Source organism: Sneathiella sp. (assembly GCF_041689005.1).
In the GTDB taxonomy this organism is placed as follows: Bacteria; Pseudomonadota; Alphaproteobacteria; order Sneathiellales; family Sneathiellaceae; genus Sneathiella.
This window is the reverse complement of the sequence record NZ_JBDNHC010000010.1, coordinates 1-6,770: the sequence shown is the minus strand read 5'-3', so window position 1 is coordinate 6,770 and position 6,770 is coordinate 1. Positions and strand designations below refer to the sequence as shown.

The 6,770-nt window shown below is 53.4% G+C and carries 6 protein-coding genes; 2 read left to right on the top strand and 4 right to left on the bottom strand.

The features are described from left to right. A partial coding sequence (rfbC, locus tag ACESNI_RS01010; RefSeq protein WP_373084084.1) for a dTDP-4-dehydrorhamnose 3,5-epimerase occupies nt 1–546 on the bottom strand: 546 nt, incomplete at its 3' end. Between the two features lie 55 nt (nt 547–601). Continuing rightward, nucleotides 602–1,477, bottom strand: coding sequence for a hypothetical protein (locus tag ACESNI_RS01005; RefSeq protein ID WP_373084082.1), 876 nt, complete (start codon nt 1,475–1,477; stop codon nt 602–604). 171 nt (nt 1,478–1,648) lie between these two features. Here ACESNI_RS01005 and ACESNI_RS01000 point away from each other — a divergent pair, with 171 nt between their 5' ends. Beyond that, the gene (locus ACESNI_RS01000) at nt 1,649–2,269 is read left to right on the top strand and encodes a glutathione S-transferase family protein (protein WP_373084080.1); all 621 of its coding nucleotides are present in this window, start codon (nt 1,649–1,651) and stop codon (nt 2,267–2,269) included. A 14-nt stretch (nt 2,270–2,283) separates the two neighbouring features. Here the strand turns inward: ACESNI_RS01000 and ettA are convergent, their stop codons facing one another. Continuing rightward, nucleotides 2,284–3,963 carry an energy-dependent translational throttle protein EttA gene (gene ettA / locus ACESNI_RS00995; protein WP_373084078.1) on the bottom strand — a complete coding sequence of 560 codons (1,680 nt, stop codon included), beginning with the start codon at nt 3,961–3,963 and terminating at the stop codon, nt 2,284–2,286. A 236-nt stretch (nt 3,964–4,199) separates the two neighbouring features. Between ettA and ACESNI_RS00990 the strand changes: the two genes are divergently transcribed. Continuing rightward, nucleotides 4,200–5,558, top strand: a complete 1,359-nt coding sequence (locus ACESNI_RS00990; protein ID WP_373084076.1) for a hypothetical protein — start codon at nt 4,200–4,202, stop codon at nt 5,556–5,558. Nucleotides 5,559–5,615: 57 nt separating this feature from the next. Here the strand turns inward: ACESNI_RS00990 and ACESNI_RS00985 are convergent, their stop codons facing one another. Then, nucleotides 5,616–6,581 carry an AEC family transporter gene (locus tag ACESNI_RS00985; protein ID WP_373084074.1) on the bottom strand — a complete coding sequence of 322 codons (966 nt, stop codon included), beginning with the start codon at nt 6,579–6,581 and terminating at the stop codon, nt 5,616–5,618. Nucleotides 6,582–6,770 lie beyond the last annotated feature (189 nt).

Here is a 6,770-nt window from a genome sequence, read left to right as displayed (position 1 = left end):
TATTCTGGGCTGATCTTTTAGTAGCGGCAAAATCTTATCTGTTTCTGAAAGAATGGCCTTTTCACCGATAACGGGCCATTGAATACCAAGCGCCGGATCATTCCAGAAGATGCCGCAGTCATGGTCCGGGCTGTAATAGTCTGTCACCTTATACACAATCTCCGTATCCGGTTCGAGGGTGCAATAGCCATGAGCGAAGCCGTGCGGCACCCAGATCTGCTTCCAGTTATCCGCTGACAGCTCGACGCTCACGTGCCGACCAAAAGTCGGGGAGCCTTTGCGAATATCAACCGCCACATCAAGCACCGAGCCGCGCACCACTCGGACAAGCTTGCCCTGCGCTGTCGGATCGAGCTGGTAATGCAACCCGCGAACAGTACCGGTTTCCGCGCTCCAGGCATGGTTATCCTGCACGAAACCAATATCGAGACCGGCATCTTTCAGCGTTCGTGCGTTCCAGACCTCCGAAAAAAAGCCGCGGTCATCGCCAAATTTCCGCGGCGTGAGGATTTTGACGTCAGGAATCTCCGTTTCTTCAATCTGCATTCTTAAAATTACCTATAATTGATCGCGTCTGGAAAGTTGTCAGGGTGAATTCATCTTATTTGCGGTTATAAAGCAAGCAATCGGGATAGCTAACCGTATACCGGCTGCTGTCGGCTATATTCTCATCAGCACTTACGTCCACAGCGTAGGCATAAACCGCCCCCACTGTCAGCGCCGCCAGATGGTTTGCGGAGGTGCATATCTGATCCAAACTCTGCCCCTTGGCTGTCTGATCCCAGGATTTATTCAGCTTGGCGTTTTTCCGGAGTGTCTGCCGCAACGAAATCGAGAGCATGAGCCCGTCAGCTTTCATATCGGTCACGGTAAAACCGCTATTTGGAATGTTCGGCGTATCAAACCGGGCGGCCAGCAACTGGAAGGTTCCTGTCAACTTCTCGATCAGGCGATAATCAATTTGCTCACCATTCGGCCAGTAGCGGACCATATTAAACCGACCGTCTATCGCTTGCCGGTCGACAAAGGGCCGCTCCCCGGCGATACAAAACCCCTTATCCAGCTCATTCCGGACGGTTTTAGTTTTCTTACCCCCGGATATTTTCACGAAAACCTCATAGGTGAAGTTATTGCCAAGCAAGAAACGGGCATCCGGGTCGTTGCAGGCCCTGGTCTTGAGGTCACTGATGAAATTACCGAGGACATTTTCCTGATAGGCATCGCGAATCTGGTTTGGCGTCATCCGGGTCAGGCCATAGTCGAAATAATCGGAAATGAGCTTGTTATCAAGACTGCGAAAGACGAAAGCCATGCCGGGCGGAAGTTCGGGAATATCCTCGTCCGCCTTTTTCAGGTAGTCCTCCGCGACCAGCCGCTCAGACGGGTCAGTGGGCCAGTTTACATCTTCTGCATACCGCGACCCCGCCGAACAGGCAGAAACCGCGAGGAGCAGACATAGACAGATAAATATCTTCATTTCGCCCCAGATACCGCCCGCATAATTGGTGTCATCGCCTAAATACCGGACTACATTACACAACTTCTTCTTAAAATAATGACAACAATCCGACATTTCCATCGAAAGGGGTTCATTCCTCCTATGATATATGTGTAAACTCCGCGAAGTAAATTTTCATAAGGATTGAGAATGCTGAAATTATTTTATTTTCCCGGAACCGTTTCCCTCGCCTCTCATATCACACTGGAGGAGGCCGGTGCCGACTATGAGGCCATCCGCGTCGATTTTCTTTCCGCGGAGCAGACAAAACCCGAGTATCTCGCAATCAATCCCAAGGGCCGGGTCCCCTCGCTCATCACCGAGAAGGGTATTCTCACCGAAACCCCCGCCATCCTGCTCTATATTGCGCAAAGGTATCCGGACGCGAAGCTCGCGCCGCTCGATGACATCTATGAGCTGGCCCAGATGCAGTCCTTCAACAACTATCTTTGTTCAACGCTTCATGTCGCCCATGCCCACAAGCAACGCGGGTCGCGTTGGGCCGACGAGGAAAGCTCATTTGAGGATATGAAACGCAAGGTGCCGGAGACGGTCGGCAATTGTTATCGCCTGATCGAGCACGAAATGTTCAAGGGCCCCTGGGTTATGGGCGAGGCATACAGCACGGCGGATGCCTATCTGTTCAACGTCAGCCGCTGGTTGGAAGGCGATACGCTCGACATCAAGAACTTCCCAAAAATCGAAGCCCATCGTGCCCGCATGCTGGAGCGGCCGGCGGTTCAACGGGTCATGCCCCTCCACCAGCGGTAAATCGCGAGAAACCCCTACCGCTTGATCGGCTTGTATTTGATACGGTGGGGTTCGGTGGCTTCCTTGCCCAAACGACGGCGCTTGTCTTCCTCATAGGCCTCGAAGTTGCCCTCGAACCATTCGACATGGCTGTCGCCCTCATAGGCGAGCATATGGGTCGCGACCCGGTCGAGGAACCAGCGATCATGGCTGATGACCACGGCGCAGCCGGCGAATTGCAGCAGTGCCTCCTCCAGCGCGCGGAGCGTATCGACATCGAGATCGTTGGTCGGCTCATCGAGCAATAGGAAGTTCGAGCCGGATTTCAGCATTTTGGCGAGATTGACGCGGTTGCGCTCCCCGCCTGAAAGCTGGCCGACTTTCTTCTGCTGATCCGAGCCCTTGAAATTGAAGCCCGAAACATAGGCGCGGCTGTTGATCTCCTTCTTGCCGAGCGAAATCACCTCGTTGCCTTCGGAAATTTCCTCCCAGACATTCTTGTTCGGATCAAGCGTGTCACGGTCCTGATCGACATAGCCAAGCTGTACCGTCGGGCCAACCTTAAAACTGCCCGTATCGGGCGTCTCCGCGCCCGTCAGCAGCTTGAACAACGTTGTCTTACCGGCGCCGTTCGGCCCGATGACGCCGACAATCGCTCCCGCCGGAAGCTTGAAGTTCAGCCCTTCAATCAGCAGTTTATCGCCGAACGCCTTGGAGACATTCTCGGCCTCGACCACCAACTCACCGAGGCGCTGTCCCGCCGGAATATAAATCTGCATTGCGTCTGTCTGCTTGGAGTCCTGCTCGGACAGCAGATCCTCATAGGCACTGATACGGGCCTTCGATTTCGTCTGGCGGCCCTTCGGTCCCTGCCGGATCCATTCCAGCTCCCGGTCCAGCGTTTTCCGCCGCGCATCCTCGGACTTGCCTTCCAGCGCGAGACGTTTTTCCTTCTGCTCCAGCCAGCTTGAGTAATTCCCCTCCCACGGGATGCCGTGGCCACGATCGAGCTCCAATATCCAGCCCGCGACATTATCGAGGAAGTAGCGATCATGGGTGACGGCAACGACAGTGCCCTTATAGTCATGGAGGAAGCGTTCCAGCCAGGCGACGCTCTCGGCATCGAGATGGTTGGTTGGCTCATCGAGCAGCAGCATATCCGGCTGCGAGAGCAGCAAGCGGCAGAGCGCAACGCGGCGACGCTCCCCGCCCGACAGCTTGGTGACATCGGCACTGCCCGCCGGGCAGCGGAGCGCATCCATGGCAATCTCCACCTCGCGCTCCAGATCCCAGAGGTTTTGCGCGTCAATCTGCTCCTGCAACTCGCCCTGCTCGGCGATCAGGGTATTCATCTCATCGTCTGTGAGGTCCTCGCCAAAGCGCAAGGAAATCTCGTTGAAGGCATCGAGGAGCGCCTTCTTCTCATGCACCCCGTCCATGACATTGCCGAGCACGTCTTTCGCCGGGTCCAGCTCCGGCTCCTGCGCGAGATAGCCAACCTTGACCCCGTCGGCAGCCCAGGCCTCGCCGGTGAATTCCGTCTCGATCCCGGCCATGATTTTGAGCAGCGTCGACTTACCCGAGCCGTTCAGGCCCAACACCCCGATTTTCGCGCCCGGAAAGAAGGAAAGCCGGATATCTTTCAAGACCTGCTTGCCGCCCGGATAGGTCTTCGACAGACCATTCATCACATAAATATACTGATAAGACGCCATAGGGATTTCCGCTCCTGCTCACATGAAATTTGCTTGCGCCCCTTTTACCGAACGCGCGGGGTTTAAGCAATTGTTGTGATTGTGGCTCTTGATGAAATTGTTGATTGCGGTAGAAAAGAAAAGTACGATTTACTCGCAATGTTTAGTAAACTTTGGTTGTACGCTAAGTCTAGGAAGAGTTTTTTACTTTTCCATAAGGTTAAGTTTAAAAAATAAGATTGATTTAGGGGGATTCAATGAGCGATAGACCTGACTTTTTAACCAGCGGGGACGAAGCGCGCCTGTTTCCTGTTCTTGCTGAAACAAGTAAAGAAAAGCGCGTAGCGTCCATATTCTTGGCCGTTCTGACACAAATACCGGCTTTAGCAGAAGAAGTTTTAAAAACCGTTGGTATTCGTGTTGGGCAAAGAACGAAAATAGAAGCCTTTACCGAAGTTGTCCTCAGCGGTGAGACGGACAACAAATGCCGCCCAGATGGGTTGATTGTTGTAAATACGGGCCGCGGCATATGGACGGCACTTGTTGAAGCAAAAATTGGCAAAGCGAAACTCGATGTTACCCAAGTCCAGCGCTATCTGGATCTTGCAAAAGCCAACAAAATTGACGCCGTAATCACTATATCCAATGAATTTGTGTCTCGGGCCGATAATTCACCAATTTCAGTACCAAAAAATTCACTCAGGAAGGTAGACCTGTTTCATTGGTCGTGGTCTTGGCTGGCGACAGCATGCGAAATTCTCGATTATCAAAAGATTGTCGAGGATACTGAACAGAATTTTTTGTTGAAGCAATTCAATCATTTTTTAGCTCATCCTGCTACAGGCGTCGAGAGATATACTCAAATGGGAGCTCGCTGGAAGGATGTTGTACAGGCAGTTTCTAACAACGAAACACTCCAAAAGAACGCGCCAGAGGTAGAAGAAGCCGTTACGAGTTGGTTTGCAGAAGAAAGAGATCTTTGTCTTCATATGTGCAGTCACATAGGTCGTGAAGTATCAGCCTTGATTGAAAGAAAGCTTGTCGACGATCCTGCTGCCCGAATAAAGCAGGGAATTTCTGATTTGATCGAGACGCAGTCTTTATCATCGGCTATTCGCGTGCCGGATTGTGCATCTGATATTACTGTAACTGCTGACTTTGCCAGACGAACCGTTTCAGCCTCAATGACCTTGAAAGCACCCGGGGATAAAGTGTCAACGAAAGCGCGAGTTAACTGGGTTCTTCGGATGCTGAAGGACGACGATAACCGCTTGCTTTTAAGAGCACTATGGCCCGGCAGAGCGGTCACTACCACTAAAGATGTGGCTAGCCTGCGGTCTGATCCAACTTTGATTCAAAACGATAATCCTAGTTCTGTTCCCCGCGGCTTTGAGGTACTGATTGTTGAGCGACTTGGCCCTCGCTTCGCAGGCAGAAAGACGTTCATTGAAGACTTCGAACGCATCGTTCCGGAGTTTTACGACCTAGTCGGGGCAAATTTGAAAACTTGGCAAGCACCGCCACCAAAACCCGTCAAATCGCGTGATGACTACAACCCTGGTGAAATAGAGGAATCCGATCTTGGTCCTGCTGGTGCGCTTCCTCTCGATCAATAGAGAAAGCACAGTTTAACTCTAGATCGTGGGCCGCAGCTCCCCGTTCCTTTTTCTATCTCACCCCACAAATAAATCCGCCGGCATCAACCCTGTCGTGATGGCGTACAGCAGCAGTGTCACCGTTAGCACCGAAAGCATCGTGGTCAGCAAAATGGTGGCGGAGGCGCGTTCGGTCCAGACGCCGTATTGCTGGGCGATCACAAATACGTTCGTGGCGGTCGGCAGGGCCGCGAGGAGGACGGCGGTATAGACCCAGATGGGATCAAAATCGCCGAACCAGCTTAAGGTCAAATACATCAGCAGCGGATGGACCACGAGGTTGAAGGGCACGATGAAGGATAACTCGACCGGGATACGTTTTAACGGCCGGAGCGCGAGCGTTACTCCCATGGCGAAAAGGGCGCAGGGCGCGGCGGCCTGGGCGAGATAGTCGATCAGCCGGGCAATCGGCACAGGCGGGGTAAATTCGAATATCGCAGCGGCGACACCGACAATGGTCGCGATAATAAAGGGATGCAGGAAGACTTTCTTTGCAATTTCCAGCATCAGGCGAAGGACATGCTGCTCCTTCCCGCTGGATATCGCCATCATGGTCGGGGCGACGATGAAATGCAGCACATTCTCGAAACAGAAGATGAGCGCGAGCGGTACCGCGGCCTGCTCGCCGAAGGTCAGGATGGCGATCCCCGGCCCCATATAGCCGATATTGCCATAGGCCCCGGCAAGCCCCTGAATGGTCGCCTCCGGTGTGGTCGCCCGTACGACGAGCCGGGCGATGCCGAACACCATCAGGAAGATGACGAAGGTTGTTGAGATATTGACGGAAATAAAGTCCCAGCTCGCCAGTTTCTCGATTGGCGTTTTCGAGAGCAGCTTGAAGAAAAGAGCGGGCAGCGAGACATAGATGATGAAGGTATTGAGCCAGCCCATGGCCTCGACCGGCTGCTTGGTGATTCTCGCGGTGAGATAGCCAAGCAGGATCAATCCGAAGAGGGGGAAGACAAGCCCGGCGATTTCGGCCATTTAACTCATACCTTGTGTAATTCCGACTTTTCCCTACCTAGCCCGCGATCACGGCACGGTCAATCGCAAAGCTGCACGGGAAGTGGCGGCTGGTTGTCTCCGGACCCTATTCCGCGGCGATGGATTGCAGATCCCCACTCTCGAACCGGCTGAGCAGGTCCTCGCGCAGGCCTTTGGCACTCGCCAAAT